Origin of the sequence: Kitasatospora sp. NBC_00374, from assembly GCF_041434935.1 — a bacterium.
Lineage (GTDB): Bacteria > Actinomycetota > Actinomycetes > Streptomycetales > Streptomycetaceae > Kitasatospora.
Map to the genome: position 1 here is coordinate 8639002 of NZ_CP107964.1, position 26975 is coordinate 8665976.

General features: G+C 70.4%; 26 protein-coding genes and 6 pseudogenes. 15 read left to right on the forward strand and 17 right to left on the reverse strand.

Going from position 1 to position 26975, the window contains the following annotated elements; translation table 11 throughout:
- Positions 1-225: 225 nt before the first annotated feature.
- Both OG871_RS37920 and OG871_RS37925 read left to right on the forward strand, forming a co-directional pair.
- Complete coding sequence (locus OG871_RS37920) at positions 226-510, forward strand: hypothetical protein (protein ID WP_371503078.1); 285 nt, start codon at positions 226-228, stop codon at positions 508-510.
- Positions 511-804: 294 nt separating this feature from the next.
- A pseudogene (locus OG871_RS37925) lies at positions 805-1528 on the forward strand (DUF4037 domain-containing protein); the annotation flags it as partial.
- Between the two features lie 49 nt (positions 1529-1577).
- Here OG871_RS37925 and OG871_RS37930 read toward each other — a convergent pair.
- Positions 1578-2072: pseudogene (locus OG871_RS37930) on the reverse strand (RNA-guided endonuclease TnpB family protein); the annotation flags it as partial.
- Positions 2073-2216: 144 nt separating this feature from the next.
- Here OG871_RS37930 and OG871_RS37935 point away from each other — a divergent pair.
- Positions 2217-2618, forward strand: coding sequence for a hypothetical protein (locus OG871_RS37935; protein WP_371503079.1), 402 nt, complete (start codon positions 2217-2219; stop codon positions 2616-2618).
- Between the two features lie 65 nt (positions 2619-2683).
- On the opposite strand, the gene OG871_RS37940 is transcribed toward OG871_RS37935, so the two are convergent.
- Positions 2684-3151 carry a hypothetical protein gene (locus OG871_RS37940; protein ID WP_371503081.1) on the reverse strand — a complete coding sequence of 156 codons (468 nt, stop codon included), beginning with the start codon at positions 3149-3151 and terminating at the stop codon, positions 2684-2686.
- A 189-nt stretch (positions 3152-3340) separates the two neighbouring features.
- On the opposite strand from OG871_RS37940, the gene OG871_RS37945 reads away from it, so the two are divergent.
- Complete coding sequence (locus tag OG871_RS37945; protein ID WP_371503082.1) at positions 3341-4123, forward strand: IS5 family transposase; 783 nt, start codon at positions 3341-3343, stop codon at positions 4121-4123.
- Here OG871_RS37945 and OG871_RS37950 read toward each other — a convergent pair.
- Complete coding sequence (locus tag OG871_RS37950) at positions 4089-4616, reverse strand: hypothetical protein (protein ID WP_371503083.1); 528 nt, start codon at positions 4614-4616, stop codon at positions 4089-4091. The two genes, OG871_RS37945 and OG871_RS37950, sit on opposite strands and share 35 nt — an antisense overlap.
- Before the next feature lie 929 nt (positions 4617-5545).
- Here OG871_RS37950 and OG871_RS37955 point away from each other — a divergent pair.
- Positions 5546-5764, forward strand: a complete 219-nt coding sequence (locus OG871_RS37955; RefSeq protein WP_371503085.1) for a hypothetical protein — start codon at positions 5546-5548, stop codon at positions 5762-5764.
- 358 nt (positions 5765-6122) lie between these two features.
- A pseudogene (locus OG871_RS37960) lies at positions 6123-7129 on the forward strand (IS5 family transposase).
- Positions 7130-7358: 229 nt separating this feature from the next.
- On the opposite strand, the pseudogene OG871_RS37965 reads toward OG871_RS37960, so the two are convergent.
- The 5 genes and pseudogenes from OG871_RS37965 to OG871_RS37985 all read right to left on the reverse strand — a co-directional run.
- Positions 7359-7720 (reverse strand): annotated as a pseudogene (locus OG871_RS37965) (polyketide cyclase /reductase); the annotation flags it as partial.
- Between the two features lie 38 nt (positions 7721-7758).
- The gene (locus tag OG871_RS37970) at positions 7759-8175 is read right to left on the reverse strand and encodes a spore-associated protein A (protein WP_371503086.1); all 417 of its coding nucleotides are present in this window, start codon (positions 8173-8175) and stop codon (positions 7759-7761) included.
- Between the two features lie 983 nt (positions 8176-9158).
- Positions 9159-9656: a WD40 repeat domain-containing protein gene (locus OG871_RS37975; RefSeq protein ID WP_371503523.1), complete on the reverse strand. Its 498-nt coding sequence runs from the start codon at positions 9654-9656 to the stop codon at positions 9159-9161.
- A gap of 24 nt (positions 9657-9680) precedes the next feature.
- Entirely contained in the window at positions 9681-10379 is a 699-nt protein-coding gene (locus OG871_RS37980; RefSeq protein ID WP_371503087.1) for a VC0807 family protein, read from the reverse strand.
- Between the two features lie 514 nt (positions 10380-10893).
- The gene (locus OG871_RS37985; RefSeq protein ID WP_371503088.1) at positions 10894-11349 is read right to left on the reverse strand and encodes a helicase associated domain-containing protein; all 456 of its coding nucleotides are present in this window, start codon (positions 11347-11349) and stop codon (positions 10894-10896) included.
- Between OG871_RS37985 and OG871_RS37990 the strand changes: the two genes are divergently transcribed.
- Positions 11348-11674 (forward strand): hypothetical protein, encoded by a 327-nt coding sequence (locus tag OG871_RS37990; RefSeq protein ID WP_371503090.1) that lies wholly within the window; start codon positions 11348-11350, stop codon positions 11672-11674. The two genes, OG871_RS37985 and OG871_RS37990, sit on opposite strands and share 2 nt — an antisense overlap.
- 274 nt (positions 11675-11948) lie before the next feature.
- Here the strand turns inward: OG871_RS37990 and OG871_RS37995 are convergent, their stop codons facing one another.
- The 3 genes from OG871_RS37995 to OG871_RS38005 form a co-directional block, all read right to left on the reverse strand.
- Positions 11949-12836, reverse strand: coding sequence for a transposase (locus OG871_RS37995; protein ID WP_371503091.1), 888 nt, complete (start codon positions 12834-12836; stop codon positions 11949-11951).
- Positions 12837-12961: 125 nt separating this feature from the next.
- Positions 12962-13360 (reverse strand): hypothetical protein, encoded by a 399-nt coding sequence (locus tag OG871_RS38000; RefSeq protein ID WP_371503092.1) that lies wholly within the window; start codon positions 13358-13360, stop codon positions 12962-12964.
- A gap of 6 nt (positions 13361-13366) precedes the next feature.
- Positions 13367-14035 carry a TetR/AcrR family transcriptional regulator gene (locus tag OG871_RS38005; protein WP_371503093.1) on the reverse strand — a complete coding sequence of 223 codons (669 nt, stop codon included), beginning with the start codon at positions 14033-14035 and terminating at the stop codon, positions 13367-13369.
- Positions 14036-14097: 62 nt separating this feature from the next.
- Here OG871_RS38005 and OG871_RS38010 point away from each other — a divergent pair, with 62 nt between their 5' ends.
- The 5 genes from OG871_RS38010 to OG871_RS38030 all read left to right on the forward strand — a co-directional run bounded on the left by OG871_RS38010 (position 14098) and on the right by OG871_RS38030 (position 19855).
- The gene (locus OG871_RS38010) at positions 14098-14898 is read left to right on the forward strand and encodes a proline hydroxylase (protein WP_371503094.1); all 801 of its coding nucleotides are present in this window, start codon (positions 14098-14100) and stop codon (positions 14896-14898) included.
- 23 nt (positions 14899-14921) lie between these two features.
- Entirely contained in the window at positions 14922-15962 is a 1041-nt protein-coding gene (locus tag OG871_RS38015) for a threonine/serine dehydratase (protein WP_371503095.1), read from the forward strand.
- A 300-nt stretch (positions 15963-16262) separates the two neighbouring features.
- Positions 16263-16493, forward strand: coding sequence for a hypothetical protein (locus OG871_RS38020; protein WP_371503096.1), 231 nt, complete (start codon positions 16263-16265; stop codon positions 16491-16493).
- A gap of 435 nt (positions 16494-16928) precedes the next feature.
- The gene (locus tag OG871_RS38025) at positions 16929-17261 is read left to right on the forward strand and encodes a hypothetical protein (RefSeq protein WP_371503097.1); all 333 of its coding nucleotides are present in this window, start codon (positions 16929-16931) and stop codon (positions 17259-17261) included.
- Between the two features lie 1148 nt (positions 17262-18409).
- The gene (locus OG871_RS38030) at positions 18410-19855 is read left to right on the forward strand and encodes a hypothetical protein (protein WP_371503098.1); all 1446 of its coding nucleotides are present in this window, start codon (positions 18410-18412) and stop codon (positions 19853-19855) included.
- Between the two features lie 76 nt (positions 19856-19931).
- On the opposite strand, the pseudogene OG871_RS38035 reads toward OG871_RS38030, so the two are convergent.
- Positions 19932-20325 (reverse strand): annotated as a pseudogene (locus OG871_RS38035) (transposase family protein); the annotation flags it as partial.
- 60 nt (positions 20326-20385) lie between these two features.
- Positions 20386-21111, reverse strand: coding sequence for a hypothetical protein (locus tag OG871_RS38040; protein ID WP_371503100.1), 726 nt, complete (start codon positions 21109-21111; stop codon positions 20386-20388).
- Between the two features lie 5 nt (positions 21112-21116).
- On the opposite strand from OG871_RS38040, the gene OG871_RS38045 reads away from it, so the two are divergent.
- Together OG871_RS38045 and OG871_RS38050 are read left to right on the forward strand one after the other, a co-directional pair.
- Positions 21117-21991 (forward strand): IS5 family transposase gene (locus OG871_RS38045; protein ID WP_371493902.1). Its coding sequence is split into 2 segments (ribosomal slippage): positions 21117-21474 and positions 21474-21991, totalling 876 coding nucleotides; the frame shifts between segments, so codons are not numbered across the junction.
- Positions 21992-22066: 75 nt separating this feature from the next.
- Complete coding sequence (locus OG871_RS38050) at positions 22067-22726, forward strand: hypothetical protein (RefSeq protein WP_371493903.1); 660 nt, start codon at positions 22067-22069, stop codon at positions 22724-22726.
- A gap of 270 nt (positions 22727-22996) precedes the next feature.
- On the opposite strand, the gene OG871_RS38055 is transcribed toward OG871_RS38050, so the two are convergent.
- The 4 genes and pseudogenes from OG871_RS38055 to OG871_RS38070 form a co-directional block, all read right to left on the reverse strand.
- Positions 22997-24304, reverse strand: a complete 1308-nt coding sequence (locus tag OG871_RS38055; protein ID WP_371503102.1) for an IS630 family transposase — start codon at positions 24302-24304, stop codon at positions 22997-22999.
- Between the two features lie 69 nt (positions 24305-24373).
- Positions 24374-25311, reverse strand: a pseudogene (locus OG871_RS38060) (IS5 family transposase); the annotation flags it as partial.
- 107 nt (positions 25312-25418) lie between these two features.
- On the reverse strand, positions 25419-26003 hold the full coding sequence (locus OG871_RS38065; RefSeq protein WP_371503104.1) for an AAA family ATPase: 585 nt from the start codon (positions 26001-26003) through the stop codon (positions 25419-25421).
- Positions 26000-26344, reverse strand: a complete 345-nt coding sequence (locus OG871_RS38070; protein WP_371503105.1) for an alpha/beta hydrolase — start codon at positions 26342-26344, stop codon at positions 26000-26002. Before OG871_RS38070 ends, OG871_RS38065 begins: the two co-directional genes overlap by 4 nt.
- Positions 26345-26684: 340 nt before the next feature.
- Between OG871_RS38070 and OG871_RS38075 the strand changes: the two genes are divergently transcribed.
- A complete protein-coding gene (locus tag OG871_RS38075) occupies positions 26685-26900 on the forward strand; it encodes a hypothetical protein (RefSeq protein ID WP_371503107.1) in 216 nt (71 codons plus the stop codon).
- Positions 26901-26975 lie beyond the last annotated feature (75 nt).

Genomic DNA, 26975 nt, shown 5'->3' on the forward strand with positions numbered 1-26975 from the left:
GGACCAGCAGACCACCTGAACCGCCAGCCCAGCCCAGGGGCGGGCATCAAGGTGACCGCGCACACCTTGACGGCCACCACCGCCATACCTTGACGGCGCAGGTCAGGACCGTCATCCGGCCCCGGAACCGCCCCGTGCAGCGGGGCAGCGAATGGCGCCAAGCCGAGTGCGCGTCGCCTTTGCGGTTGTGGTGCGCTCATCGCCGCGCGGGCGCACGGTGGAGTCATGGCCGTGATCGTGCTGTTGGAACTGCTCGAGCCGTTGGACGCGCGTGTGATCAGCGTGGGCGAGGAGCCGGTCGACGAGCTGGCGGTGCGGCTGGTGCACGCTGCGCCGTCCGATCCGGACGTCCCAGGTGATCCGGGCCCGCTGACGGCGTGCGGGCTCGACACCACAGGGATGCTGACCGAGCACTGGCGGCCTGCCGGGCCGGGCGCCGGCTGGTACCCGCCACGCTGGGAAGGGCACATCTGCGAACAGTGCGCCGCCGCTGTGCGGTCCGCAGGCTGAGCACCGTTCCGCCAGCCGACGCGCGTCATGACCGGTGACCTCACCAGCACCATCAAGGCCACGCACCACCCGGTGTCGGCGTACCCGTGAACGTCCTCAGCCGCGTACGGATGAATGCGGACAGTTGCTGATGCACTGGTGTTGCTCGGCCGTCTGCGGCTGGCCGATGTCGGGCGGCGGCCGACCGTGGACGCAGGTGGCGGATCGGACCGGCCGTACGCGCGGTCAACCGCCACCTGCCGGACGGGGAAAAACCTTCGACCGACGGAACGCCGATCCGGCAACCTCTCCAGCATGACCACGTCGTCCTTCATCCCCGGACTGGAACTCTCCCACCGCTTCTACCTCGAAGCCGTACGGCCTTTGCTGGACGAGGCCGCCCCGGGGGTTACGCACTCCGCCGCCCGCCTCGGCAGCGGCTCGGAAGTCCTCGGATTCGACACCGCCCGCTCCGCCGACCACGAGTGGGGACCCCGCCTACAGATCTTCCTGCGCTCGCAGGACGTCACACGTGGCGCGAGGATCACGGCACGCGAGGATCACGGCACTGCTCTCCGAACGCCTGCCGAAAACCTTCCGCGGCTACCCGACGCACTTCGCCCCTGCCGGCGAAGCAGGCATCCGGGTCATGCAGACAACTGACGGGCCAGTCCACCACCGAGTCGAAGTCACAGACCCAGGCGCCTGGTTCACCGCGCAACTGGGCTTCGACCCGCGCGCCGACATCACCCTGGCGGACTGGCTGGCCACCCCGACTCAGCTCCTCGCCGAGGTCACTGCCGGTGTCGTCTTCCACGACGGACTCGGTCAACTCGCACCAGCCCGCGCCAACCTCGACTGGTACCCCCACGACCTCTGGCTCTACCTACTCGCCTGCCAGTGGCAGCGCGTCTCCCAGGAGAAAGCCTTCGTCGGCCGCTGCGGCGAAGTGGGCGACGAACTCGGCTCCGCTGTCGTCGCCGCCCGCCTGGTACGCGATCTGATGCGGCTCTGCCTGCTCGTGACTCCTTCCCGCCCTGAAGGGACGGGGCTTCTCGCTAGGCCGGTTGGGCTTCGCGACGGGCCAGCCCGGCCCGTAGAACGTTGCGTGCTCCCACGGTGTCCGCGTGCGCCCGGTGGCCGCACCTGACGTGCCCCACGCCCTGGAAGCGGACGCGGGTGGTCGGGTCGTGCGGGGTGGAGTCCCAGCGGCAGCCGTCGCCGTCCTTGGGGAACTCCACCGTGTCGAACCGGTTCCCCCCGCGAAAGCGCGGACAGCCCGGGGTCTCGCCGGCCTTGACCCGGCGGAAGAACGCCTGCATCGCCTTCTCCAGCCGGCGCAGCGTCGCCTGCTGGCTGGAGAACGACCAGCGGCCCTGACGGTCCGGGTCGAACGCCCGGATCTCCTTGAGCTGCGCGGACTGCATCCTGTACGTGACGCTCGTCTTCGAGGCGTGCCGGGAGGCGTCACGCCGTTCCTGCAAGGCGCCGTTGTAGAGCGAGCAGTGATCGCGCAGCATCTCGGTCAACGCCTGCCGCTGGCCCACGGTGGGTCGCATGAGGAACTTGTACGCACGGATCACCCCGGCCCACCCCCCTTCTCAACCCGGCGTGGCCAGTATGGGGCGGAGCACTGACAACGCAGAGACCTACGGCGCTTCGCGCCTCCGTGCCAGGGACCGCATTCCCGCCCGGCTGAAGGCCGGGATTCCCTGCGAAGATCAGGGATGGAGCGCCGCTACCCGCCCTACAGCAAATGGCTCGGCAGCGCCTTCGCCCGCACTCCCCAGGCACCCGCCCTCACCCCGGTCCTCACAGCGGCTCTCGCCGCCACCGACTGGCACACCCGCGAGCACCACTTGGCCCGCGCCTACGAGGCGGTCGCGGCCACACACAACCAGCTCGGCCTGACCGAACCTGTCGACCCCGCCACGCGGCCCTACCACGCCAGACCATTCCAGGTTCTGCACGCCGACCGCTTCACCGCGGCGCTGAGCACCCGTATCACCGACCCTGACATTAGCTCCCTGCCGACAATCGGCACCGTCGACCAGTTCGTCGACAGCACGGACGTCCTCAGCCATCCGGAACTGACACGCGCCGCCACCAACGGTCTGCTCCTCCCCTGAGGCCTCCGTCTCAAAGCGATGGAAGGAGAGAGCGAAGCGGCCCGACAATTGGGGACGTAACGTGCTCAGTCATAACTGTGCTGAGGCGGCACGCGGCGTGGCAGTGGCAGACACCATTCGCCCAGCCGGGCGATGAGGATCTGGCGAGCCACAGTCCTCACCTCACTCCAGATCACATCGGCAGCCAGTGCCTCGGCCCACCGGCTGGCACGACTGCGGGCATCCATCTCGCCGAAGAGCCGGTCGATGATTTTGAGGTCCTGGAAGGTTTCCGGTTCGAGAGTTCCCCGCTCCACCATGCCTTCGGCCAGATGCAGGATGAACTCGACGTCGTCGGCGACGGCGGCAGTTCTCACTTGGTGCTCGCCGGCCCAAGCCAGCTGATCGGAAGGATCAGCTGCAAGGACGGCAAGCAACCTCGCTATCCAGCGCTGCCAATAGTCGTTGTCGTCAGAAGCCGTTGTCGTACCGATGGTGGGACGTGTCGATCGAACGGGAGTCTCGTTCGGGTGATCGTCGGCCGGTCGGCGCATGGGGGTAGGGCCTCTTGGTAGCTCGAAGGTTGTCGAAGCCGTTCGAGGTTCCAGGAGGCCCTGGTGTCGCAGTCTTCCGTGTGGGTGCGGGTGGAGTCCAACTCGCGTGCCCGATCGTGTGATTGCCTCGCCCATGTGTACGGCAACGCGGCCGACCGCCCCGAGAGGCGGCGCCGGTACCCCTCGGACATGACGGACGATGAGTGGGCGGTTGTCCGTGCGTCGCTGCCGGTGCCGAGGTGGCTGGAGGGCCGGGGCGGGCAGCCGGAGGGCTACTGCCACCGGCAGATGTTCGACGCCGTGCGCTACCTGGTCGCCGGCGGCGTCTCCTGGCGGGCGATGCCCGTCGACTTCCCCGCATGGGACCGGGTCTACGCCTTCTACCGGCGCTGGCGTGACCAGGGCTTGGTCAAGGAGTTGCACGACCGGCTGCGGGGCAGGGTCCGCGAGGCGGCTGGGCGGGATCCGGAGCCGACCGCGGGGATCATCGACTCGCAGTCCGTGCGGGCCGCCGCGTCGGTACCGAGGGCCACGTCCGGCTACGACGGCGGGAAGAAGGTGCCGGGGCGCAAGCGACACATCGTGGTGGACAGCCTCGGCCTGCTGCTGGCGGTGGTTGTCACCGCCGCGTCCGTCACCGACCGCGACGCGGCCCGGACGCTCCTGGCCCGGCTGCGTGAGCGGTTCTGGCGGCTGACCCTGGTGTGGGCGGACGGCGGCTACACCGGCCGCCTGGTCGACCTCGCCGCGCAGGCATGGCGGATCGCGCTGACGGTGGTCAAGCGCAGTGACGACACGTCCGGATTCGTCGTGCTGCCGAAGAGGTGGCTGGTGGAGCGCACCTTCGCCTGGCTGATGCGCTCACGCCGCCTTGCCCGGGACTACGAGGCCCGCACCGATACCGCCGAGACAATGATCCTCTGGTCGATGACCATGGTCATGAGCCGCCGGCTGGCCCGCCGGCGATGCTGAACCGGCCCGGCACGTCCTCGGTCAGCCAGCCCCGCTCGACTAGGCGCTTCGCCTTCGACCGCACTCCTTCGACCTTCGCCGGGACCACGTCCAGCCCCAGCGCGGCCGTGATCTCCTGGCAGCCCATCGCCCCGTCCGCTCCGGATCGTCGACGGTCCGCCAGAAGGTTGACGATCCGCTGGTAGTCCGGTGCCAGCGCGCTCACGCCCAGTCCTTCCCGGCGCACCGGCACCACCGAACCTGCCACCGCCACCCGGACCTGAGCCGGCTCGGCCCGCCCGGAGGGCTTGCCCTCGGGCACCGCCGGGATGTCCGGCCCGCGCGGCGCGGACAGGACCTGATCGACCCTCTCCCGGGCGATCACCCACCGCTCCCAGTCCGTCTCCGCGTCCGCCAGCTCGGCCTGGATTCGGTCCGCCTCCTCGCGCAGCGACTCCACCCGCTGCCGCGCGGCCACCTCCCGCTCCTCCAACAGCCCCACCACCGACGCCATCCGGCACCTCCACCAACGAGACGATCCCGATGGAGCAACCCTGCCGCCCGACCGCCCGCACTGTGCCTCACCAGCGGAAATACGCCGATCACGTCCGATAAGACAACGGCTTCTCAGGGCTCATGCGAGAAGGGTCGCACTGAACCATTTCAGCCCGCCAGGCTGGGCACGTCGTTTATCTGTACGCCGCGGGGGAGCCAAGACCGTACGCCGACACCCGGTGAGTTCCGCCCCGCAACCTGGTGAGTTTCACCCCGCCAAACTCCCCACCGCAGGTCACCGCACCACCCGACCAGCCGGCCGACGGCGAGGACCAGGCCCGGGTGTGCGCCCGCCCCGGCCTGGTCCTCGCCGTCGGGTCGAGGTGCTGCTCCCGGATGAGCACGGCCGGGTGAGCGCGATTGCGGACGCTGACGGGGCCTTGGCGCGGGAGCGGGCCCGGGCCCGGGCGGGGTGGGAGGTGGCGGCCGCGGCGTACTGATACCGGGTGGGGTCTCGGCGTGGCGCTGGTGTGCCTGCGCTCCGGCCGGGGCGTCCTGTCCTAGCGTCAGGGCGGAGACCGGCATTGGTGCTGTGTCCTCATCGAGTCCGGCCCGGCCTGCCCTCCCCCCGGCGGCCGGGCCGCGCTTGTCCGGGCTACTTTCCCGGCGGGTGCGGGCTCTGCGCCGCCGGCCTTTCGCGCCCTTCACGGTCCTTCCGGTTCCGGTCGCGCTCGGCCGGAGCGGGGGCGTACACCGGAAGCATGGACCGCTCCGACGCCGCCGCGGGGACCGGGCCCGGCGACGAGGCGCCGGAGCTCTGCGACGCATGCGGGGCACTGGTCGCGGTGCGCGAGCTGCTGGTCCTGTCGGTACCGGATTCCTCCGCGGTCGGCGAGGTCGCCCGGTTCGACGGCGAGCGGCTGCTGCGCGGGTGCGGCGGGCCCCCACTTGGTCCAGCTCGCCACCGACTACCAGCACCGCCCCCTCATCGCCGAGGAACTCTGGGCCGGGCAGATCACCCGGGCGGTGCGCCTGCTTGGCCCGCTGGACGACGAGGCGATGTACGAGCAGGTCGTCGCGATCACCGGCCTGAACGAGGAACAGGTGATGCGGGCCGCCGCGTGGCGGGAGACCCACCGTCACCCCTTCGGCCCCACCCCCGCATGACCCGGCCAGCGCGTACGAGAGCACCGCTGCCCCCCGCAGGACGACACTGCCGGGTGACGAGGTCGCCCGCGCGTACGATCACCCGGTGGCCAAGAAGCAGAAGACCTTCGAGTCCCACCGGTCTGAAGGACGCGCAGCGTGCACTCGCCGCGGCCCGTGCGGAGCGCACGGCGTTCCTCGCCACCCTGCCGGCCTGGAGGGGCGACCTGGAGGTCACCGCCGCCGGGGTGACAGAGGAGCTGCGCACCGAGTCGGGCCGGCTGGAGGAAGCCGAGCCGCCTAGGGACTGTTCTGAATTCAGATCATGATTGCGCCGGTTCGTGCTCCTCGGTGGTGTGGTGGCTGGTAGAACGAGTCCATGACGCGCGGCGATCTGACGGACAGTGAGTGGGAGCTGGTTGAGCCGTTCCTGCCGATGGCGGCGACGGGGCCGATCCCGGACCTGCGGCGGCAGTTCGACGCGATCATGTGGCGGTTCCGGGTGGGCAGTCCCTGGCGGGATGTCCCCGAGCGGTACGGCAACTGGTCGACGATCTACGGCCAGTTCGGCACCTGGGCGCGCACGGGAGTCTTCCAGACGCTGATGGAGGGGATGATCGCCGAGGCCGCCGCGCGCGGCCAGGTCGACTTGTCACTGGTCAGCGTGGACTCCACCGTCTCTCGTGCGCACCATCACGCCGCCGGGATGGTCGTGGACGCCGAGTTGCTGGAGGAGCTGGAGAAAGCCGTCGCGGAGGAAAAGGGGCTGTTGCGAAGGGACGAACCGGAGCGATAGCGGGCCGGGGCGACGACACCGACGAGGCGGAGGAATCCCGGCGGGAGGCGAAGCGCCAACTACGCCGACGCCACCGGGCCCGGCTCAAGGCGGCCGCGCTGGGGCGATCGCGCGGCGGGCTGACCACGAAGACCCACCTGGCTGCCGAGCGGCGCTGCCGCCCACTGTCCCTCGTACTCACCCCGGGCCAGAGCGCGGACAACCCGCGGTTCACCGCCGTCATGGACAAGATCAAGGTACGCGGCCCGATCGGCCGGCCCCGAACGCGCCCCGACGCGGTGGCCGCCGATAAGGCCTACTCCGCTCGCACCACCCGGGCCTACCTGCGCCGACGCCAGATCAAGGCAGTCATCCCGGAGAAGGACGACCAGGCCGCCAACCGCAAGAAGAGAGGCCGAGGCGGCGGACGGCCCGTCAGCCACGACGCCGATCTGTACCGCGATCGCAACACCGTCGAACGAGCCATCAACAAGATCAAGGACTGGCGGGGCCTCGCCACCCGCTACGACAAGACGCCCGCCAGCTTCGAAGCAGGTCTCCACCTGCGCGGCTCCATCATTTGGCTCCGCAGCCTGAAGCCCACACCATGATCTGAATTCAGAACAGTCCCTAGACCTGCAACCAGCCGTCCAGGCCACCGAACCCCAGCCGGATAACCTGAACCGAGAGTGTGCGCCGACAACGGCGACCAAGGCCATGGGTCGGCTGGGTGGCTACGAGCGGAGTGCGGTGCGAAGAGCAGGGCCGAGGTGGCCCAGCTCGCCGCTGAGATCGGGTGCCGCCGGCGCAGCCGGCCCGCGGTCCGGGCCACTATCCGCGTCAGCGGGGCCGGTCGTGGGCATGGGCCTCGGCGGTGGTCCTCAGGTCGTTGCGGCCATGCTTCGAGGCCCTGTCGGAGGGTCGCGGTGGCGGTGGGGACGTCGGCGCCGACCTGGGGGCCGGTGTGGGTCTCCTCGGTGCTCACCCGGACGCCGTCGATGCGCAGCCCTTCACCGATCGCCGGGCAGGTCCAGCGGATGCGGGAGTTGCGCTCCGGTTGCTCGACGGTCGCAGTGATCTCCAGACTGGTGGCGGGAGTTGAGGGCTGGGGGCGCCGGGGCCGTCCACGGGAACGCCGAGCCCCGACGGAGCGGGCCGGCGTCCAGGCGCGCCGCGGTCCGGACGGGTGCCCGTCGCGAGGGGGCCGGCGCGCCGATCGGTTGTCCGGAGGATCGAGCGATCAGCCGCAGTGGGAGTCGAACCCGCCGCTGACGTTGTCCCCGATGCCGCCCTCCCAGTCGATGCAGGAGTTCGGTGCGTAAAGGTACACCGGGCCGGCGTAGGAGGTGTAGTAATTCTCGTCGAGATCCGCCCAGGTGGAGGCGCCGGCCTTCTTCAGGCCGGCGAGCATCAGCACTGCGGGGCCCGGGTTGTTGCGGATCGTCACCACGCAGTTCTTGCCGGTGGAGCGGTTGTACGTGAGCCAGACCGTGCCGCCGGAGTTGAGGTCCCGGTGGTCGATGGTGCTGTAGCCCGAGCCGCAGGCTCCGTTGTACGAGGCCGCCTGGGCGGTCGTCGGTACGGCCATCGCGGTGGCGCCGGCCACCAGGGCCAGCACTCCGGCCCGGGCGACGGTTCGCTTGCTTCGCTGGTGCATCTGGTACTGCGCTCCAGTCTCGTCCGACCCGCCAGGGCTGTTCCCGGACGGAAGTTCGAGAGCGTAGACGGTGGCGGTATCCGCCACGTATCGCCGCGGGGGCGCGGGCGGTGACGGCCGGTCCGAATCGGGTCAGCCGGCTGCGGGAGGTGGCTCCGCGCGCAGGAGGTTCCAGTGCGTAGCCGGGACGGTGACCTCCCGCACACCGACCAGCAGGCCCCGGTCAGGCGGACGTCCTCGATCACGATCGCCAGGTCGCCGACCGCCGTGTTCGGCGAGCTGTGCGAGCGGGCCTGCCGTCAGCTTCGCCCGGCGGGCCTTCTGGTCGTTGAGCCAGGTGCCCTGCGACTTCTGGGCTCAACACCGAGGCTCGAGTGGGTCGTGACCAGCCCGTTGTGAGTTCTGGGCTTTGGACCGAGGTCTGCGGGCTTGGACCGGCACATCTCGTGAGTCGAGCGGGAAACGTCCGGCTCGTCCGTTGAGGCGTCGAGCTGCTGTTTTCGGTCCGGGTTCCGTCTACGACGGAAGCCCGACCGGCCCTGACCTGCCAACCTCGTTGGTGCTCGGGACTCGCGTGGGTGTCCGAGAATCCCAATGCAACGGCAGGCCCATTCGACGCTGTGTTCGGCGAGCTGCGCCGGCTGGCCTGGCGTCAGCATCGCCCGGAGGGCGTTCTGGGTGTTGAGCCAGGCGCCCAGGGCGAAGTGCGACACCACCACCTGCTCCTCACCTCCTGGGCCGGCCTCCGCAACCTCCACCGGCTCCTTGTGCGGGCGCTTGACGGTGGCGTGGCACTCCCGCTCCACGAACTGTGCCGACCCCGCCAGTGGCGCCACGCCTGCTGGGAAGGCGACCACAAGCACGTCCCCACGACCACCGACTTCCTTCCAGGACCACCTCGACCAGCAAGGCGTCCAGCGCGCCTGTTCCTGGCGAGCCGTCAGCTGACGCCGCGGCGACCAAGATCCCCGACAGAGTCGAGCTCAGGTGCCAGGGGCGGCCGTGGTGGGTTGGCCAGGTGTGCTCCCGGCTCCTGAGGGGCGGACTTCGTAGAAGTAGACGCCTCGTTCTCCGCCTACGACGAGGCCGAGGCTGTCTGGTGTCCATGCGCTTGTCGTGAGGATCGATTCGGTTCGCATCGTGGTGAGTGCCTGCTCGGATGCCGGGTCCCAGATCCGCACGGTCCTGTTGTCGCCGGTGGTGGCGAGCCGGGTGCCGTCCGGGGCGACCGCGACCGCCTGCACTGAGCTGGTGTGTCCGGTCAGGTGGGCGGTCTGCCGGCCGGTGGCCTTGTCCCAGATCGTGCAGACCGTCGCGGCGACTGGACCGGCGGCCGGACCGGTTCCAGTGCGCGGAGTTCCACCGGCCGCCGCGCCCGGACCTCCACCTTGGCGACCACTACCGCCCGATACCGGGCTACTTCCCGCCGCCGGGCGGCGGCCCGCGCTGAGGAGGACGGCACGAAGGACCCCGCTTCGCAGAAGCGGGGTCCTTCGTGTCCGCCGTCAGACGGTCTGTGCCTGCGCCGGCTCCGCGTTCGCGGCCTGTCGAGCCGCACCCTTAGCGCTGGCCCGCTTGGCGTAGGTGACCGTCCAGTAGAGCAGCCCGCCGAGGACCGCGTACGGCAGGATGTTGTTCACCGTGACCATTGTGCTGGCCGAGAGGCTGTACACCAGGGCAATCTGGATCGCCGCCTGGGCGATGAAGGCCGTGCCCCAGCCGATGGTCAGGTTGCGCTGCACCCGGCGGAAGCCCTCGTACTGCCACATCCCGTTCCACCACGCGATCTTCTCCGGCGTGCCGTCGGTGGCGAACTTGCGGCCGAAGTAGAACATCAGCGGGCGCGGCATCGCCAGCGTGGCCAGGTAGACCACGCCGAACAGGCCGGTGACGAGGGATTCCTTTGCCAGCAGCAGCTCGGTGTCGTGCGGCCCAATGAGTGCGATCACCAGGCTCAGTGCCACGAAGACCAGTGAGAGGATCGCGAACTCGTCCACCCGCCGGTGCCAGGCCAGGTAGATGATGATGTCGATCACCGGACCGAGACCGGAGAGCAGGATCGCGGTGAACTCGCTGTACCCGTGGTCCTTCAGCTGACCGTAGATCACGATCGGTGCGGCAATGTTGAAGACGATGGTGGTCAGCCAGCTGACCAGGCTTGCGGAGCCCTTCCGGGCAGGCGCGGGCGTGGCTTGATCGGACATGCGAGATCCCCCGGGGAAACGAAGATGCGGAGAGCGGAACTCCGGCCTCCGTCATTGTGACGGATGATCTTCGTTTTCACCAGGAACGTCCTCGTGCGGACCTCCAACAGGAGGTGCCACAAGGCGTCGGCCACTCGTACGAACGGGCGACGACAGGTCAGGCGTCGCCGTTGAAGTAGGGCTGCATGCCGGTCAGGGCGCCCTCTACCCAGTCCGTTCTCGCCGGGCCGATGTCCGAGTGTGACTTCTGGGCTCAACACCGAGGCTCGAGTGGGCCGTGACCGGCCCGTCTCGTGGGTTCGGTGGGACGCGGCTGGGTCGTCCGTTGAGGCTCTGAGCTGTCGTTGTCGGTTGGGCCTCTGCCTGCCTGGCAAGCCAGGTAGGCCTCTGACCTGCTGGCTCCGCGGATGCGTGGGATTCGCGTGAGCGTCCCGGGAGCCCCAACGGAGCTGCTCACGCCGGCTCCGCTGCCACTCCACGCCGTGCTCGGCGAGCTGCGCGAGCTGGCCCGGGGTCAGCTCCCCCTCCTACTCTTCTGGTTGTTGAGCCAGGTGCCCAGGGCGAAGTGCGACACGACCACCTGCTCACCCTCGGGACCGGCCGCCACGGTCTCCAGCGGCTCCTTGTGCGGCCGGCGGACGTCCGCGTGCTGCTCCCGCTCCACGAAGGCCGCCAGCGCCGCCGTGCCCTGCTGGAACCGGTCCGCACGGGAGACGACCGGCTTCGCCTCGGCGGCCGCCTTGGCAGCGACCAGACCGGGGTCCTCCTCGACGCCGATCGCCGCCAGCAGGTCCCGCTGGTCCGCTTCCAGGCCGGGGCAGCCGCCGCGCTGCGCCACGATCCACCGTCCGAGCTGCTCGTTCTCGAAGATGGTGTCCGCCGGCAGCGCGGGCCAGTCGACTCGACCGTCGGACTCCAACCACCACTGCCGCGCGACCGCGTACGCGCGCTGCCAGGAGATGAACGCCATGACCACCGCCACCACCGCCACCACCGCCACCACCCGCGACACCAGCTCCGCCGACAACCGCATCACCGTGCGCCCCGTCCACCTGGACACCTGGATCGGCCCGCCCCGGGACAACGAGGCCTACGGCAGCGGACGCAAGGCCACCCAGTACATCAAGATCTCCTACACCCCCGAGTCGGGTGAGCTGACCGCGCACTGGAACGAGAGCTACAACAGCCGTACCCGCAGCTGGGGTTACCAGGAGCCGGAGGACTTCCACGAGGGGATCTGGTCCGAGACCGCGGTCCGCCGAGCGACCCGTGCCCGGACCGCGAGCCCGAGCTGATCACCCGCTACGACTGGCTCGTCTACGGCTACGCCAGCGCCGCGGAGGCGAGTACCCTGCTCAGCCTCCTGGCGACGCTGATCCCGAAGATGCTCGACGCGTTCGCGCCCGTCCCCGGCCGGCCGGGATGCCTCGACTGGACGCCGGCTGCCGCCTCCTACGACCGTCTCATCGCCACCCTGGTCACGAGCCCCCGCCACTACGTCCCTGGCGGCCAGCCGGACAAGGACAGCCTGCGGCGGGCACTCAACGACCGCGCCGCCACCGAGAACCGCTACATCACCTGGAGCCTGCTGCACCAGCTCAACCCCGAACTCGCCCTGCGCCAACTCGCCCTGGCGGCGACGACGAACTCGACACCGTCGCCCGCGAAACCCCCGGCCAGCTGTACAGGACCTACGGACACGGCCTGGTGCTCCCGGAGTCCGTGGAGCACCGCTCCATGCTGCTGGTCACCAGCGCCCGGATCGGCCTGCACGCGTTCGGCACGCCGCCGCCGAGGGCCTGCGAACCGCGGGGCGCGCTGGTCGGCCTTGCGGCGCTGCTTGCGCAAAGGCCGGCCGGTCCGCAGCTTCTTGGTGAGCGTCCTGCTCAGGCCGCCCTTGGCGCCCTGGTAGAGGGCCCGGTAGATGCTCTCGTGGCACAGGTGCCGCTCCGGCCGGTCCGGCCAGAGCACGCGCAGGTGGGCGGCGATCTGCTCGGGGCTCCACTCCAGGTCGAGCTTGGCCCGGACCTCCGCGCGGAGCTCGGCGTCGAGCCGCAGCTTCGCCAAACGCGGCCGCTTCACCCGCTCCTGGGCCCTGTGGTGTGCCAGGTCCGCATCGTAGATGTCCTGGTCGTGGGGGAGGGTCTTGGGCCGGAGTTCGCGGCTGACGGTCGAGGCAGCCCGGCCCAGGCGTTCGGCGATCTCCCGTATGCCCAGGCCGCGTTCGCGCAATGTCGCGATCCTCTTGCGTTCCAGCAGCAACAGGTAGCGATCGGACCGGGACGGCTCCGGCAGCCGCTCGGGCGGCAGGCCGCCGTTCTCCGCCCGCCACCGGTAGCCGGTCCTCCTGCCGATCCCGAGCTGCTTGCACGCCTCGACCGTGCCCACCCCGGACTGCAGCAGATGCCAGTACTCCGCCTCGACATCGAGCCTGCGCTTGGGTCCCCGCCTCGCCATCAACACACCCATCATGATCAAGGAGTGTTGCGACAAGCGTTAGAACCCAAGGACCTACACGGGGTCAATTTTCAGGAGTCGTTGACAGTGGTGCGCGGTCCGCGTGAAGTGCGGTCGGTGGCCGTCTACCAGGTGCTGCCGGCGAAGGTGAGTTTCGCGGTGCACAGCTGAAGGTGTCCGGCCTGGGCTGCGGCCGGGAAGTCCAGGGGGTTGGTGAACTCGCCGGTGATCTGCAGGACGGTGCCGGTGGTGTGCGCGGCTCGTCGCCAGTCGCGGGTGGCGGCCAGTGGGCCGGTGTACCACGGGCCGGCTGGGCCGGTGACGGTGAGCTGTGGGCCGTCGAGGACGGCGGACCAGGGCTGGCGCGGTTCGGCCCAGCGTTGCGGCTGGAGCTGGTCGGACCAGCCGTCGCGGCTGTGTGCGGGACGGGGGAGGAGCTGCCGTGGGTAGATGATGGCGGGGCGGCCGTGGAGCAGCTCTGGCCAGGCGGTTCGGCCGAGGTAGGCGGCGAGGGTGCTGTGCATGTCCGGCTACCTCTCCTGCGTTTCGGGCGCGTCGGCGCGGTGCGGGTCGGCGGCGTGGATGAGCTGGCGGAGCGCGCCGTGATAGACGTCGTGGTCGGTGACGGCGGGCAGGATCGCGGTGAGGTGCCCGGTCAGGGTGGGGAAGTCCTCGGGGTCGAGTGCGGCCAGTGCCCGGCGGGTGGCGGCCTGGGCGGACTTCGGGTCGCGGTGGTCGACGAAGCTCGCGCTGCCGAGCGTGAGCAGGTAGAGCCGCCGGTAGGTGAGGATTGCGTTCTGGGACGTCATGCCGGCGGCGAGGGAGTCGGCGAGTTGGGGTTCCACCAGGCGCTTCAGCAGCTGCGGGCCGAGCCATGGCCGGCTTCCGCGCAGGGCGACCAGGCCTGGATGGGCCGTCAGCAGCTCGTACAGCGCGGTGAAGCGCCGCTCGGTGGCGCTTGCCCAGCCGGTGCCGGCGGGGATGTCCGGCAGGTGGGCGGCGAGGTGGTCGGTGACCAGGTCGAGCAGTCCGGCCAGGTCGGTGCAGCGGCGCTGGAGTGAGGCCACCGAGATGTCCAGGGCGGCGGCCAGGGGGCGGAAGCTGAGCGCGTCAGGTCCTTGCTGATCGACGATCAGCAGGGCTTGTTCCGCGATCCGTTCGGGGGTCGCGAGGTCCAGGGAAGCGGATTGCCTTGGCATGCGAGTCAGCGTACGGTACGGCGTATCGTCACGCTAGGCTCCCCGCTCCTCACGGAGGCGACATGCCCCGCACCATGGCGCTCGACCCGCTGTTCACCGCGGTGGACAGCGCGGCGTTCACCGACCGGCACCTGGCCAACCTCGCGGCCGGAACCCTCGCGGCCGTCCGCGTCCCCGGCTTCCTCGACTCCGCCGCCTGCCGAGCGGCGGTCGCGGCGTCCGGCCGCCTGCCCACCGCCGATTACGACCCGGCCCGGGTGCCGACCCCGATCGTGCGGTTCGGCCCGGCCCTCAACGACTACCTCGGCCAGGACGGCGACCTGGACGCCGACCGGTACTGGGCCGACGCGGAGGCCGCCCGCGCCACCTGGCACAGGGCCGGCATGCGGCCGGACCCGGTCGCCGTCTCCCTGGCCCGCCTCGGCTCCGCCTGGGGAGCGGCCGTCACGCCGGCCACCATCGGCGGCCGCGCGGTCTTCGGAGGCACCCTGCGCGAGATCAACTCCGGCGCACCCATCCACTACGACGACGTCAACCGCGAAGCGCCCCAACTGTTCGACCAGGAGGTGGTGGCCCAGCTCGCGTTCAACGTCTGGGTCGCCGTTCCGCCCACCGGCGGCCAGACCACGGTGTGGCGCCACCGGTGGGAGCCCGTCGACGAGCGGCACCGACGGTCGTACGGCTACCGGCCCGAGACGGTCCAGCACTGCCAGCACGTGAGCCTCACCCCCGCGCTCGGCGACGGTCTCCTGTTCAACCCCGGCAACGTCCACGCGGTCCGGCCGAACCCGGGCGGGCGCCGCATCGCGTTCGCCTACTTCCTCGGCCTGACCACCACCGGCCGACTCATCGCCTGGTCCTGACCCACCCATCGAGGAGCAACGACGTGCACCAGCTCACCTACGGCGACATCAAGGCAGCCACCGACCGGATCGCCGGGCACATCCGCCCCGTCACCCTGGCCCCGATCGACCCCGGCGCGATCCGCACCGCCCACCGCGACCCCCTCGACGACCGGCCCGAGCAGCCCTGCGAGGTGTGGCTGGCCCTGGAGTTCATGCAGCACACCGGATCCTTCAAGGCCCGCGGCGCCCAGAACTTCATCCAGGCCTACCGCGACGCGGGCACCCTGCCGGACGCCGGGGTGACCATCGCCTCCGGCGGCAACGCCGGCCTGGCGTGCGCCTGGGCCGCCCGGCAGCAGGGCGTTCACGCCACCGTCTTCCTCCCCACCACCGCCCCGGCCGTGAAGATCGCCAAGCTCCGCGGCTACGGCGCCGAGGTACGCCTGGTGGGCACGCAGTACGCCGACGCCCTGACCGCCTGCGAGGACTTCGCCGCCGCCACCGGCGCACTCGCCTCCCACGCCTACGACCACCCGCTCATCGCCGCCGGCGCGGGCACCCTGCTGGAGGAGATCCACCAGCGGATCCCCGGCCTGGACACCGTGGTCGTCGCGGTCGGCGGCGGCGGCCTGTTCACCGGCGTCGCCACCGCCGCACGCCACCACGGCATCCGGACCGTCGCCGTCGAACCGGACAACTGCCGCGCGCTGAACGCCGCCATCGCCGCCGGCCGCCCGGTCGACGTCCCGGTGGAGTCCGTCGCCGCCGACTCCCTCGGCGCGCGCCGTGCCTCCGCCATGGCCCTCGCCGCCGCCCGACACGAGGACGTCCACTCCGTGCTCGTACCCGACGCCGAGATCGTCCGCGCCCGCCGGACGCTGTGGGACCACCGGCGGATCGCCGTGGAACACGGCGCAGCCACCGCCCTGGCGGCCCTCCTCACGGCCGACCCGCACACGCCCCACCGGGACCTGCCCACCCGCCCCGCCACCCAGGCCCGCAGCTACCGGCCGGGCAGCGGCGAGAAAGTCTGCGTGGTGCTCTGCGGCGCCAACACCGACCCCACCGACCTGGTGCTGTAACAGGGCCAAGCGTGGGGATCGGCCAGGCTGGAACCGGGTCACGGCCACGGGCCCAGTGGTGGCGTGGCGGTGTGGTCGGAGGCCCGGCCCGGCGCTTCGGGCGATGTTGTCCGCGGACAACACGGGTGCCCTGGCGGAGGAGCCTGAGACGACGACTCCGGTGCAGCATTGTCCGAGCACTGGGGGACCGCTGATGAGCAGGCCGCTACCCTGGGTGCGGGACTGGACGACGAGGCGTTTCACGCGCTGGTGGAGGTGCTGTACTCGCACGTCTGAGCTCGTCGTGATCTGGATTGGGGTGTGTTGTCCGCGGACAACACCGACGACCGCGCCCAGGGTCTCACTGCCCGCGTCGACCCCGCCCCGGCCGCGGTGCGGGCCGCGTGGGAGGCGGACCCCGCCGAACGCGGGGCCTACGAGGCGTTCACCGCCGTGGGCCTGGAGCTGTACCAGCGCCCCTACTGGAAGGCCGCCGGCGGCAACCGGTTCGAGGCCGAGAAGACGGTCCGCAACCTCGCCCGACCGTCCTGATCCGCCGTCAACGGGACCGGCCCCGCGGCGGGCCGCCCGGGGGACACCGCCGGTGGCGGCGCCGCCGACTGCCGGCGAGGCTACTCACGGAGAACGGCGCAATCGTTGTGAGACGCTCCCTGGACTCGGCTATCCACTCGTCGCCCACGACTGGGAATCTACGGCAGGCGCCCATGGCAGACCCCAACGGTGCCCCAGCCGCCTCGACTTCCGGGTTCGGGCACAGCGGTTTCGGTCGCCGCCGCCGACCCCAGCGGCGCCGCGTGTGACGCGCTACGCCCGATCGTCGTGTCGCCGAGGACACCACCGACCAGCGCGAGCCGTCCGGTCGCCTGTACGTCACCCCGAGCGCGGTCGAACAGGTGGTGGCGGGCGGGGCGGAGTGGAGTCCAGGTGCAGGCGAGGTGTCAGGGGCGGGCGCTATGGCGCGTCGCCGTGGACGCTACTGATCTCGACTACCAGGCCCGAACGCAGCCCGGATGCATCCCGCCGGATCTGGTCTCCCGGCTCCTCGAACGCGGCCATGCCGAGGTGGTGGAGTTCTGGGCGGGCCTCGGGGAGTGGTTCTGCGCCCGGCAGTGGGCGCGGTTGCTGGGCGAGCAGGGCCGGCAGACAGAGGCGCTGGAGGTGCTCGACCCATACCTCGCCACCGGCTGGTGGACGGCCGTCGCGACCACCGCCGAGCTGCTGGAGGAATGGGGCCGCGTCGAGGAGGCGATCGAGATCACCCGCGCCCGGATGGCCATCGGGCACCCGATGGCGCTGTAGTCCTACACGCGCCTGCTCGCCCGACACGGCCGCGGCGACGGTGCGCGCCGGACCGATCGAGGCGGCCCGGAAACCCGCCGCGGATCGGCGCCGGTCAGCGGCCCGCTCGCCCCGCAGTGTCCTTACCGGCAGGGCGGCCGTGGGAAGGATCCTTCATCACCCGTTCCGGGCCGCGTTGCAGGGCCGCTGAGGACCGATTCGGTCCGGCCCCGCAGGTGTGAGCTGAGCACCGCGGTCCGGCGGGCGCCGGCCGGCCCCACCGCGGCAGCAGCGCCGGCGCCGGCACGAGCACCGCCTGGCACCGGTGTGAACCACGAACTCCCGCTCGACGACGGCGATGCCCACGGCGGCCACTGGGCTACGGGACCGAGGTTGTCGAGCCCGCGCCGACCGCGGGGGCACCGCACGCAGAGCCGTGGCCAGGACCGTATGGTCCGAACTGAACCGGCCCCGGACGAATCGCCCCCTGCTCCGAGCAGACCTCCTGGACACCGACCAGCCGGGACGCCGTGGGCACACCGTCCCTCCACCGGCCAGGCGCCGACAGGCCTCGGCCCAAGTGCTTTGGCCCGCAAGGCCGCAGGGCGCACGCACGGGGGAGTCGACCAGTGGGAACGAGTGCGGCTCCGGAGGCTGGCGCGGCCGGGTTCTGTCGTCGCGCCCACCGATGCGCCGTCGGCCGGCCGCGTCCCGCCTTCCTGGCCGGAACCGTCCCGGGCCGATTCCGTCCAGCTGAGAACCCTTCTACCGCACGTGACCAGCGACGAAGCTAGTGATCGCCGGAAGGGAGCACCGCTCGGACGGCAGGCCGGAAGCGCGTCACCGCGGGACGCGATCGCCGGACTTCTAACGCTTCGCCGTATCTGAAGAGGACACCGCCATGTTCCGCACCGTCATCATCACGGCCACCGCGGTCGCCAGCTTCGCGCTCTGCGGGCCGACGTTCGCCACGGCCCGGGCCGGCAGCTCGCTCCGGGCCTGACCTCGGCTCCGGCCTCCGCCCGTCGGGCCGTGCCGACCGGCTGCTCCTGCAGGGCAGTCGACCAGCACTCCCGTGCCCGTGTACCGGCAGTCCACCGGATTTCTCCGGTCCTCGCTCCTCGCGGAGGGCCGCCCATCACCTCGTCAACCATGTCTGGAGTTCCGCAATGTCCGTCAACCGCTCCACGTTCGCCAACATCGCTCTCACCAGTGCGCTCACCCTCGGTGCTGTCGCCTCCACGCTCTCGCTCACCGCTCCGGCGCAGGCCGTCGGCACGTCCTCGGTCAATGGCCAGATCGCCCGCTCCGAGATCATCGCCCGGGCCCAGAACTGGGTCGACCAGGCGGTGCCGTACAGCCAGAGCCTGTGGCACAGCGACAGCAACGGCTCCTACCGGCAGGACTGCTCGGGTCTGGTGTCGATGGCCTGGCACCTGGGCTCCAGCCGGGTCACCTCCACCCTGGACGACGTGTCGACGCGCCTCGGCAGCCTCGACGACCTGCAGCCAGGCGACATGATCGACAACATCACGTCGCACGTCGTGCTGTTCGCCGGCTGGACCGACGGCAGCCACAACACCGCCGTGGTCTACGAGGAGCCGAAGCCCGGCCTGACCGCCCGCAAGGCGAACTACTCGCGCAGCTACCTGACCAGCAACAACTACCTGCCCTACCGGTACGACAACACCATCGACAGCGCGCCGCTGCCGCCGAAGCAGGCGGCCGTGGGCTGGGGTGCCCAGGTCGTGGTGAACGGCGGCGGCGACGTCCTCCACTCCACCCGGTCCTCGAACGGCTCCTGGACCGGTTTCGGGAACGTGGAGGCCGTCGCGGGCGACATCGGCGTGGTCCAGGCCATCGCGGACGCCGGAATCAACGGCGACACCCACCTGCTCGCCGTCGGCGGCGACGGGAACATCTACCACACCGTCCGCCACTCGGGCGGCAGCTGGGACCGCTTCACCGACATCGGCCCGCAGACCAACAGGCTGGGCGGCGTCACCAAGATCTCCACGGTGTCGATCGGCGGCGACCTGCATGTCGTCGCGGTCGCCGACGGAAAGCTCTTCCACACCGCCCGGCTCGCGAACGGCACGTGGCTGCGGTTCGGCGAGATCACCCCGGCAGGCGGCGCCGTGACCAGCGCCGCGGCCGCGAGCGTCAACGGCGAGCTCCAGGTCGTGGCCGCCGCCGGTGGCACGCTCTACCACACCGTCCGCGCCGTCAGCGGCTCCTGGTCGGGCTGGGGCAATGTGTACGACGCGGCGGGGAACATCGGTCCCGCCCAGGACGTCGCGGTCGCCGGCACCGGTGCCGACACGCAGATCGTCGTGGTGAACGGCAGCGGCCAGCAGTTCCACGGCGCGCGTTACGGCAACGGCTCGTGGCAGCCGTTCAACGCGCTCGCCCCCGTGATCGGCTCGTTCACCGCCAACCGGGTGAGCGCCGCCAACATCGACGGCGAGTTCCAGGCCGTCTTCATCACCAACGACGGCCAGATCATGCACACCATCCGCGACGGCTCGGGCAGCTGGGACCCGGCGGCCGCGATCCAGCTGAACGGCGTGAACGGCAACCACTACGACGTCTCCATCGGCGGCACCTACAACTGACCGCCCCCACCCCACCCGCCGGCCCGCCGCCCCCACGCGGCGGGCCGGCCATCTTCACGCCATCGGCGTGGACGAATCGCGCCTCGGCGACGGTGGCGACGCCACGTTCGACCGGGCACCGGAGCCGGGCGCGGGCCGCGTTCGCGCTTGGGCCGCCGCCGGACCGGGACGGCGACGTCTGGGCCGGCTCCGGTGTAGGCCAGGTCCGCGAGCGCCGGGATCTGCAGCCGGCCGCAGGTCGCGACGGTCCGGTGCCGCCGGGCCGCGGTCAGGTCGTGGGTGCGGCCGGGCAGCGGCCGGGAGACCCACAGGAGGTCGCCCTCGGGACCGGTTGCGACCTGCAGGTTCACTCCGTGGTGACGGTGCTTGCCGCTGAAGTCGGCGCGGCCGTCGCCAACGCGGTCGCACGCGGCGAGGGTGCCGTCGACCAGGACGTACTCTGGACCGGCCTCGCGCAGGGCCAGGGCCAGGGCCAGGCCGGGGCGCGGCGGGCGAGGAGGTGGCGCAGGTCGGGACTGCGGGTGCCTGCATCAGCGCAGCGTGGGTAAGCCGATGACGCGGGTACCTCGGGGTGCTGCCGCGGCCAACTTCTCACGGTCGTCCACGGTCGCGGCGAGGATGACGATCCCGGCTAGCTGCTCCCACCGGAGGAGGACAGGCTTGGGGCGCAGCAGTGCGACGACGGGCCCGTCCGCGTGGCCGGCGCACAGTGGGATGCCTCCCGCCCAGCGGGGGTCGTAGTCCTCGTGCCCGAAGTACGGCGCCGTGCCGTGGTGAGCGAGAACCCATGTGGCTGCCGCCTCGCGCATCTGCTGGCGCTCCTGCGCGGGCACCGAGAGCCGCCAGGACCGCACCATGGTCCGGTGCGGATCGCGCAGGGGATAGCGCGTCGGCTGCGACGTGCCGCGCCAGCCCGTTCCCGGCTGCAGCTGGCGGACCATCGCCTGGGCACGCTGCCCGTCGAGCCGATGCTGCAGTGCCTCCCACGAGGCCGCGTCCTCGGCGTAGCGGGGGGCTGTCCAGGCCGCCGGCCAGAGCGTGCGGCCGTCGAGACGCTTCGGGCGTGCGAAGCGGTGCCCGATCACCCGGTCCGTCAGGACCCAGGCCACGAAGTCCCGCAGCGTCGCACTCGCCGGTAACCAATTCGGCAGGTGGAAGCGGGCCAGCCCGCTCACGACCTTCCACGGGGCGTCGTCGGCGGGCGGCGGGGCGACTAGGGTCTGTTGTGAAAGTCGATCAAGGTCGTGGATGATCAAGCGCTGTGGGGCGCGGAGATCTGACGAATGGCCAGTGGGCTCGGCTGGAGCCGTTGCTGCCGCTGGGCAAGAAGCCGGGGCGGCCGCCGACGTGGACGCGTCGGCAGTTGATCGACGGCATACGCTGGCGGACCAGGACTGGTGCGCCGTGGCGGGACGTTCCGGACCGGTACGGGCCGTGGGACCGGGCCTACGACCTGTTCCGCCGCTGGCAGCGCAACGGCACCTGGAAGCGGATCTTCGAGCAGCTCCAGGCCGTAGCCGACGCGAAGGGCCTCATCACATGGGACATCAGCGTGGACTCCACCATCGCCCGGGCGCACCAGCACGCCGCCGGGGCGCGTAAAAAGGGGCAGAGCAGAAGGAGTCTCCCGGCGGCGTCGACACCGAGCCCGACGACCACGGCCTCGGGCGTTCGCGCGGCGGATTGACCACCAAGTTGCACCTGGCGGTCGAGCAGGGTCAGAAGCCGCTCTCGCTCATCGTCACCGCCGGGCATCGGCATGACAGCCCGCAGTTCCAGCCGGTACTGGAGGCCATACGGGTGTCCCGGATGGGTCGGGGCCGGCCGCGCACCCGGCCGGACAAGGTGCGGGCGGATAAGGCCTACGGCTCCCGCGCGAACCGCGCCTACCTGCGCAGACGTGGCATCGGCTGCACGATCCCGGAGAAGGCCGACCAGGTCCGCAATCGCAAGAAGCTCGGCTCCCGTGGCGGCCGACCGCCGAAGTTCGACAAGGTCGACTACCGCGAGCGACACGCGGTGGAGCGCGGGATCAACCGGCTGAAGAGGCACCGCGCGGTGGCGACGAGATACGACAAGCTGGCTGTCCGCTACGAAGCGACCGTACTGGTCGCTGCCATCAATGAGTGGTTGTGACAAGCACCAGAGCGGGGCGCAAGGTTCCGGGAAAACCCTTCGAGGACATCACTACTGACCTGCCACCCTGGTGAGATGCTGCTCAAACTGACCGGCTCCAGCTGTTCGGGCAAGACCACGCTCGCCTACTCCGTGGGCGAGCGGCTGGGGCGGATCGCCGTGCACGACTTCGACGAGCTCGGCGTACCGAAAGGAGCCGATCGCCAGTGGCGAAACCACATGACCGAGATGTGGGTGCGTCGCGCGCTGGAATACCAGGCCCGCGGAGTCGACCTCCTGCTGACCGGGCAGTCCCCGCTGGGAGAGGTCCTGGCCAGCCCCTCCGCCCCGTTGCTGGATGGCATCGCGGTCTGTCTGGTCGACGTGTCCGACGAGGCCCGGCGCGGCAGGCTCACCAAGCGCGACTCGGACCGATGGGACGCTCCGGCGGTCGACGCCTTCCTCGGCTGGGCCGCCTGGCACCGCAAGCACGCCGAAGATCCCCGATCCCGACCCGACGTCATCATCGACGACAGCTGGCCCCGCATGGCCTGGCACCGCTGGACCGGGTGGACCGCCGACGATCGGCGATGGTGCACCCACCTGCTCGACACCACGGACCAGCCTGTCGCGGAATCCGTAGATCAGGTTGAGCAATGGGTGACCGAACAGCGCGACACGCTCCGATCCGGCCGTCTCCCCCTGTCGCGGGGCTGGTCAGACCAGACAGCCGCCCGAGCCGACCACGACTCCTGATCCACTTTCGCAACAGACCCTAGAACGGACGGAACGGTGCCCACCCACGGCCGTGGGTGGATCCCCACCCAGCACACCTGCACGTTGTCCCCCGCGAACCGGCTGGTGCGCTCGCGGATCTCGTCGGAAGTGATCGGGGACAGCTGCGCTTCCCACGCCATGCGGCGGCTGCCGTCCGGGGAGGAGGCCATCACGTCGGCCCGCCAGGTGCCGTCCGGCGCGCGGACCTCTAGTGTGATGCGCCATAAATCACGAGGCTAGCAATTACCGTTATGACTGGGTGGCTGGGTTGATCTTGGCGAGGTAGTCGGCGAGGGACTTGAGGATCTCGTCGGAGGTTTTGGTCCAGGTGAACGGTCTCGGGTCCTGGTTCCAGGTGTCGATCCAGGCCTTGATGTCGTCTTCGAGGGCTTTGACGGAGGTGTGGACGCCGCGGCGGATGAGCTTGTCGGTCAGCAGGCCGAACCAGCGTTCTACCTGGTTGATCCAGGACGAGCCGGTCGGGGTGAAGTGCACGTGGAAGCGCGGATGCCGGCCGAGCCAGGCCCGGATCTCGGCGGTGTTGTGCGTGGCGTAGTTGTCGCACACCAGGTGTACGTCGAGCTCGGCAGGGACCGCTTTGTCTATCGTGACCAGGAACTTCTTGAACTCCAGGGCCCGGTGGCGCCGGTGCAGTTCGCTGATGACGGTTCCGTCCGCGATGTTGAAAGCGGCGAACAGGCTGGTGATGCCGTGCCGCAGGTAGTCATGGGTGCGCCGTTCGGGCATGCCCGGCATCATCGGCAGGACCGGCTGGGACCGGTCCAGCGCCTGAATCTGGCTCTTCTCGTCGACGCAGAGCACGACGGCCTTCTCGGGCGGGTTGTGGTAGAGGCCGACGACGTCCACGACCTTGTCCACGAACTGCGGGTCGGTGGACAGCTTGAAGCTGTCCTGCAGGTGCGGCTTGAGGTCGAACTTCCTCCAGATCCGCCCGATGGTCGACTTCGACAGGCCCGACCGGGCAGCCATCGAGGACCGCGACCAGTGCGTGTCCCGCCCGGGAGTGGACTCCAGGGTCGCCACCAGCACGTCCTCGACCTGGTCGAGCAGGATCGAGGGCGGCCTGCCTGGCCGCGGCTCGTCCTGCAGTCCGTCCAGCCGCTTGTCGATGAACCGCGCCCGCCAGCGCTCCACGGTCGACTCGTCGACGCTCAGATCCATCGCGGCCTGCCGGTTCGTCCCGCCCTCAGCGCACCGCAGCACAATCCTGGCCCGCAGCGCGAGAAACTGCGCGGTCTTCGCCCGCCTCGCCCAGCGCGTCAACTGGTCCCGCTCGGCCTCGCTGAGGACCAGGTCGGCCTTCGGCCGGCCGATGCGGCCCGCATCCTGCAGGCCGGTCAGCCCCTCGGCCGCGAACTTGCCGCGCCACTTGCGCACCGTCTTGTCCTGGACGCCAACGAGCTTCGCGGCAGCGGCATTCGACATACCGTCAGCACACGCCAGGATGATCCGGGCCCGCTCAGCGGCTCTTCGGTCCCAGGACTCCGCCCGACGCAGCAACTCGGCACGCTCGTCGTCAGACAGCGCGATCGACACGGCAGAAGGCCCAGGATGCGACACCATAAAAGGGTATCAACTTACCCTCGTGATTTATGGCGCATCACAGTAGCTGTCCGGGGTCTTGTCGTACCGGGTGGCGATACCTCGCCAGGCCTTGAGCTTGTTGATCAGGCGCTCGACGGTGTTCCGTTCCTTGTAGAGCTCGGCGTCGTGGCTGACGGGTCGGCCGCCCTTGGAGCCCCTGTTCTTCCGGTTGGCGGCCTGGTCCCTCTTCTCCGGGATGACCGCCTTGATGCGGCGTTTGCGCAGGTAGGTGCGGTTGCCGCGGGACGAGTAGGCCTTGTCTCCGGCGACCGCGTCGGGTCGGGTCCGTGGACGACCGACCGGTCCCCGGACCCGGACCTTCTTCAGCACAGGGATGAACTGCGGGCTGTCGGCGGCCTGTCCGGCGGTCAGAATGAATGCCAGCGGGCGACACTTCCGGTCGCCGGCGACGTGAACCTTGCTGGTCTGCCCGCCCCGCGAGCGTCCGAGCAGGGCGGCCTTCAGTCGCAGCTTTCGTCGACGCCGGATGTGTCGTCGCTCCTCCCGATCGGGGTCCGCTTCGGCTCCCCGCCCGGTTTGTTCTTCGAGGCCGCCCCCTTTGACCTGGCCTTCTCCTCCTCGGCGGCAGCCTCTTCCAAGGCGGTGAGCACGTCCTCGCTCAGGTGCATCCCGGCGGCGTCGTGGTGAGCGCGCGCGGTGGTGGAGTCGATGCTGACCAGGGACAGGTCCACCACGCCCCGTTTCGCGGCTTCCGCGATCAGGCCCTCCAGCAGGGCCTCGAACACGCCGGCGTTCCGCCATTGCCGGAAGCGATTGGAGACGGTCGACCAGGCGCCGAACTCCTGCGGCATCTCCCGCCACTGCCCGCCCGTCTTGAACCGCCAGATCACGCCCTCGAACTGCTCGCGCAGCCGCTCGGGGTACGGGCCGTACTCACCAATCGGCAGGTACGGCCCGATGAACTCCCACTCTTCGTCAGTCAGTTGCACTCGCGTCACGCAAGACGATCTACCGGATCAGGCCTCGGAGCGAGGGCAAATCCCACAGATTGATCAAGACTCGATACGCGCCCTAGAACGCGAGTCCGAATGCTTTCGATGTTCAGTCAGCAGAAGGTGAAGCGTTCGGCGGCTTCGGCGGGGGTGACCCCTTGTCTGCGCCCGGGGACATCGTGGACGGCTGCTGCACCCTCGGAGCGCAGTTGGCCGGCACTGGCGTCCCTCGTCATGATCGCGGCGTAAGCGCGAACATCCGCGGCAGTGACATCTGGGCGCCCCCGCTCGACATGCTGCTGCAGGAGGTCGGTGACTTCATCGGTGAATCGCAGCATGGTCACCGGGGCATTGAAGCGCCTGGCGATGGTGAGGAGTCGTGCGCGGGCCTGCGGGGTGACATTCGTCGATTCGGCGACTGCACTTCGTCCTGCGGCGAGCCTGGCAATGATCCTGCGGTCACGTTCCTCGAAGATGCGGGCGTCCACCGCATCGGAGTCCGCTTCAGCGGGCGGGTCGCCGAAGAGCTCCGCGCGGATCTCGTCGCTGGACACCACGGTTTCGGCATCGATCTGCCGCCGCGCGATCAGTGCCCGGACAAAGCTGGTCTTGCCCGAGGCCGGTGCTCCGACGAGGACGACGAGTCCCACCGGTACCCGGATCAGCCCGATGCCGGCATGCGCGGGAGCGTCGGTCACGGTGCGGGAGCTGTCGAGGTAGAGGCCGCCGGCGCAGTCCAGGGCCTCGTCACCGAGGCGATCGTCAACTCCGATTCACGCCCGCCGCTGGTCCCGTGGGCCCGCAGGTCGAACCGCAGGCTCGTCACCCCCGAGGCGGCCAGGCCGGCGGCCAGGCGTGTGAAGAAGCCGCCCTCCTCCCGGGTCACCCCCGACCCGTGGACCAGCACCGCCAGCCCGCCCGGCGTCTCCGCCGGGCAGACCGAGCCGAACAGCGCAGTGCCGTCCAGGGACTGAAACGCCGTCTCGTGATCGACCATAAGCAGATCGTAGCCATTTTCACGGGGCTCAATCCCGCTCACGTGGCTCGATCCCCATCTCGTCACACAGCTCTGCAACGGCTGGCGTTGCCGCCGCCGTCGGCATCCGGCCCGCCTGCGTGCATCGGCGAGTGATCGTCGCAGTTCAGCTGCGGGGGCTCCGGACCGGCAGGCCGGGCCGGGTCGGTCTGCCGTGTTGTGCCGTGCAGGCCGCCTGGCGTGGCTTCCGGTGGGCCGGTTCAGGTGACCGAAACGCCGCGGGGGTGGCTACCGACAGATTGGCCCGGGCCCGGGAAGTTCGGTAGTCACGATGATCTTGCTCTGTTGAACTTGAACCAGGCCCGCCGGAGACCCGGCGAAGCCTTGACAGACTGGAGACATCGTGAATTCCCGTAGTGAGCAGCCCATCGTCACGCCCACCCCGCAGGCTCGCCGGATCTCGCGCTCGTCGCGCGCCGGGCTCATGGCGGCCTGCGGCGCCCTCGCCTTCCTCGGCAGCATCGCTGCCGCCACCGCGCATGAGGCCGGAAAGGGCGCGGATGACCGGAACACCGGCGGAGTCTCGACCCTCGCCCAGGGATGGAAGGGGCGTTACTGATCTTGGGGCGCTTGACCCGAGACGCCGCTGCAGGAGCTTCCACCGCCAGCGGCTTCCGGGCGCCGCTGCCGCACC

Excerpts from the sequence above, each read along its gene's own strand:
- OG871_RS37920 (WP_371503078.1), top strand. The coding sequence starts at position 226 with ATGGCCGTGATCGTGCTGTTGGAACTGCTCGAGCCGTTGGACGCGCGT.
- OG871_RS37935 (WP_371503079.1), top strand. The coding sequence starts at position 2,217 with ATGGAGCGCCGCTACCCGCCCTACAGCAAATGGCTCGGCAGCGCCTTC.
- OG871_RS37940 (WP_371503081.1), bottom strand. The coding sequence starts at position 3,151 with ATGCGCCGACCGGCCGACGATCACCCGAACGAGACTCCCGTTCGATCG.
- OG871_RS37945 (WP_371503082.1), top strand. The coding sequence starts at position 3,341 with ATGACGGACGATGAGTGGGCGGTTGTCCGTGCGTCGCTGCCGGTGCCG.
- OG871_RS37950 (WP_371503083.1), bottom strand. The coding sequence starts at position 4,616 with ATGGCGTCGGTGGTGGGGCTGTTGGAGGAGCGGGAGGTGGCCGCGCGG.
- OG871_RS37970 (WP_371503086.1), bottom strand. The coding sequence starts at position 8,175 with ATGCACCAGCGAAGCAAGCGAACCGTCGCCCGGGCCGGAGTGCTGGCC.
- OG871_RS37980 (WP_371503087.1), bottom strand. The coding sequence starts at position 10,379 with ATGTCCGATCAAGCCACGCCCGCGCCTGCCCGGAAGGGCTCCGCAAGC.
- OG871_RS37990 (WP_371503090.1), top strand. The coding sequence starts at position 11,348 with ATGACCACCGCCACCACCGCCACCACCGCCACCACCCGCGACACCAGC.
- OG871_RS37985 (WP_371503088.1), bottom strand. The coding sequence starts at position 11,349 with ATGGCGTTCATCTCCTGGCAGCGCGCGTACGCGGTCGCGCGGCAGTGG.
- OG871_RS37995 (WP_371503091.1), bottom strand. The coding sequence starts at position 12,836 with ATGGCGAGGCGGGGACCCAAGCGCAGGCTCGATGTCGAGGCGGAGTAC.
- OG871_RS38000 (WP_371503092.1), bottom strand. The coding sequence starts at position 13,360 with ATGCACAGCACCCTCGCCGCCTACCTCGGCCGAACCGCCTGGCCAGAG.
- OG871_RS38005 (WP_371503093.1), bottom strand. The coding sequence starts at position 14,035 with ATGCCAAGGCAATCCGCTTCCCTGGACCTCGCGACCCCCGAACGGATC.
- OG871_RS38010 (WP_371503094.1), top strand. The coding sequence starts at position 14,098 with ATGCCCCGCACCATGGCGCTCGACCCGCTGTTCACCGCGGTGGACAGC.
- OG871_RS38030 (WP_371503098.1), top strand. The coding sequence starts at position 18,410 with ATGTCCGTCAACCGCTCCACGTTCGCCAACATCGCTCTCACCAGTGCG.
- OG871_RS38050 (WP_371493903.1), top strand. The coding sequence starts at position 22,067 with ATGCTGCTCAAACTGACCGGCTCCAGCTGTTCGGGCAAGACCACGCTC.